This is a genomic window from Bradyrhizobium sp. (assembly GCF_030697065.1).
Lineage (GTDB): Bacteria > Pseudomonadota > Alphaproteobacteria > Rhizobiales > Xanthobacteraceae > Bradyrhizobium.
The window spans coordinates 1-2,736 of record NZ_JAUYQU010000274.1 but is presented as its reverse complement, the minus strand read 5'-3'; the positions used below and the strand labels follow the sequence as shown (position 1 = coordinate 2,736).

Here is a 2,736-nt window from a genome sequence, read left to right as displayed (position 1 = left end):
GGCGAAAGTGCAGCGGGAAACGCACCTCCGCGACCTCGAGGCTGCCGACTTTGAGGCCGCCGACGCTGTGCCATTCGCCAATCGACGAATACCCATCGCCGCCGGCGGAGGCGCCGCCGCCGGGGCGCGCCTGAAACAGATGCCAGATGAAATTCTTTCCCGTGCGCGGATCCTCGCCCTGGATCGCGATCCGGAACCGGCGGCTCCAGCCCGCCATGGCACGATCCGGACAGGACGCCGACAACGCCTTGACGATGGCTTCCACGATTTCATTGGAGGGATGACTGGTGCACAAAGTCACCGGACGGCCGGGATCGGCCCAGACGATGGTCCCCTGTTTGGCGATCACCTTCAACGGCCGCAACGCGCCGGTGTTCTTGGGGATTTCGGCGTCGATCAGATAGGAAAAAGCCATCGCCACCGCCGCCTGCATGTTGGCATGCGAGGAATTGACGAAACTGGTCGACTGCGGATCGGAGTCCGACAGATCGACCTCGATGTCGCTGCCCCTCTTGGTCACTTTTGCGGCGATCCGGATATCGCTGCGGCCATGGCCGTCATCGTCGAGAAACGCCTCGCCAAGGAACACGCCATCCTTCCAGGTCGAGACCACCGCGCGGGTCTGCTGCTCGGTGGCATCGAGGATCGCCTCGATGGCGGCTTCGACCACCGGCGCGCCGAACTCGCTGAACAGTTTCGAGACGCGGCGCTCGCCGAGATGGGCCGCTCCCAGCATCGCCGCCAGGTCGCCGCGAAACTCGCGCGGGTTGCGCACGTTCAGCGCCAGCAGATCGAGCAGGTCCTCGCGCGGCCGGCCGGCCTCGGAGAGCCGGATCGGCGGGACGCGCAGCCCCTCCTGCCAGATCTCGGTGGCGCCGGGATTGTAGGCGCCGTGGGTAGCGCCGCCGATATCGCTGAAATGGGCACGAACGATGGTCCAGAGCAGGCGCCTGTCGCCGGCGAACACCGGCACGAAAACCGTGAGATCGGGCAGATGGCTGCCGCCGTGATAGGGATCGTTGAGCAGAAACACGTCGCCTGGCACGACGTCCCTGAACCGGTCCTCGATCACCCGCGTCGCCCAGGGCAGCGCGCCGACATGGACCGGGAGATGATCCGCCTGTGCGATCAGGCGGCTGCTTGTGTCACAGATCGCCAGCGAAAAATCGCGGCTGGAATTCAGGATCTGCGAATAGGTGGTGCGAAGCATGGCTTCGCCCATTTCCTTCACGATCGAGCTCAGGCGGTGCTGAACCACGGATCGCGTGATGGGATCGATCTTGCTGGACATGGACGCTTGTTGGCAAAAACCGGCGGCGGGATCAAGGGACGCCGGTCGGGCAGCGCCTCGGCGAAGGAAGCCGACGCTTCGAGCGCGACGCTGCCTATACGTTCATCCAGCGGATTGCTGGCCACCCAAGGCCCGTTGGTCAAGTTGCGTCGACCGGTAAAAGCAGGTAAGCGGAGGGTAGTCGGGCAATGCCTATTCTGGGGCGCTGAAATGTCGAAAATTTCCATCCTCGGGCTTAGCGGCAGCCTAAGAAATGCTCGGTTCCGCCTGGGCAGCCGATCCTTGACGAAAGAGCTTGAGGGGATCGAATCCGAGAAAGACCTGACGGCCTATCTTGTTACCCAGACGAAAATCAGAGCTGATGATTTTCTCGAGGCCGGTCTCACAAGCGGTAGTCCGTTTGATGAAGTGTACCGCGCCTTGCAAAAGCGAAGGTTCGAGCGAGGACTGAGCAATTCCGAAGCCGCCACCGCAGCGGCACTGTGGGCCGCTCATCGGGCTGGCACGCAGATATCGCACATTGCCCTTGCAGAGCATTTCCCTCCGAACGGACCCGTTCGCGAGGCGGCGCGGCTGGCCGCGGCGCTTCGCGCTGCCGACGGCATCATTGTTTCGAGTCCGGTTTATTTCGGAGACCGGGGTTCGCTGGTGCAGGGACTGTTCGAATTTATCGCCTCCGATTCGAGCCTGAAGCAAGACATGGCCGGAAAGATTTACGGCGGGCTCGCCGTGGGGGCCAAGAGAAATGGTGGCCAGGAAACGACGCTAATCTACCAGATGCTCGACATGCTCAACATGGGCTTCCTGGCGGTCGGCAATGGCCACGAAACAACGGCTCAGTACGGCGGAACCGCGAAAGCGGGGGACGTCGGCACCTTTGCATCGGACCAATACGGGCTTGAGACGTGCATTGGAACGGGACGAAGGGTGGCGCGCACTGCGCTTATGAAGTCGCTGCACCGAAATGGCGCGGCACTCACCGACAAGCTTTCGATCCATCTCTGGCTGGTTCAGGACAGCGAAGACGGAAGAGGCCATCGGTATTTTCAGAATTGGGCGAAGGAGATTCATGATCGTGACCCGTCGGTAAACGTGCGGATATTCGACGCCGTGAACCATGAGGTCGTTCGGTGTATTGCTTGCGAGGTCTGCCCAACCCACTTGGGCGACGCCAGTGAATACCGTTGCATCATCACATCGGCCGATGATTTTTTCGTCAAGCATCATGTCGATCTGCTTGATGCAGATGCCATTCTAATTGCAGCCTACAGCCCCGAAAATCGCACTGCGATAAAATCAGTCTATCAGCAGTTCATCGAACGAACCCGGTATCTTCGGCGCGACAACTACCTTTTCGAGGACTTGCTTGTGGCCCCCTTCGTGGTCAGCCATATCGAAGCTCGCCAGAACCTGCACATTCGTATGGCGACCTCGATGATACGGCA

General features: G+C 61.1%; 2 protein-coding genes. One reads left to right on the top strand and one right to left on the bottom strand.

Translation table 11 applies throughout. The annotated features are described in order from the left end of the window. The coding region (locus tag Q8R73_RS21335) for a hydantoinase B/oxoprolinase family protein (protein WP_305721527.1) at positions 1–1,291 on the bottom strand (1,291 nt) is incomplete at its 3' end. A 9-nt stretch (positions 1,292–1,300) separates the two neighbouring features. Between Q8R73_RS21335 and Q8R73_RS21330 the strand changes: the two genes are divergently transcribed. Continuing rightward, positions 1,301–2,736 (top strand): NAD(P)H-dependent oxidoreductase (locus Q8R73_RS21330; RefSeq protein WP_305721526.1); only part of this gene is annotated, 1,436 nt, incomplete at its 3' end.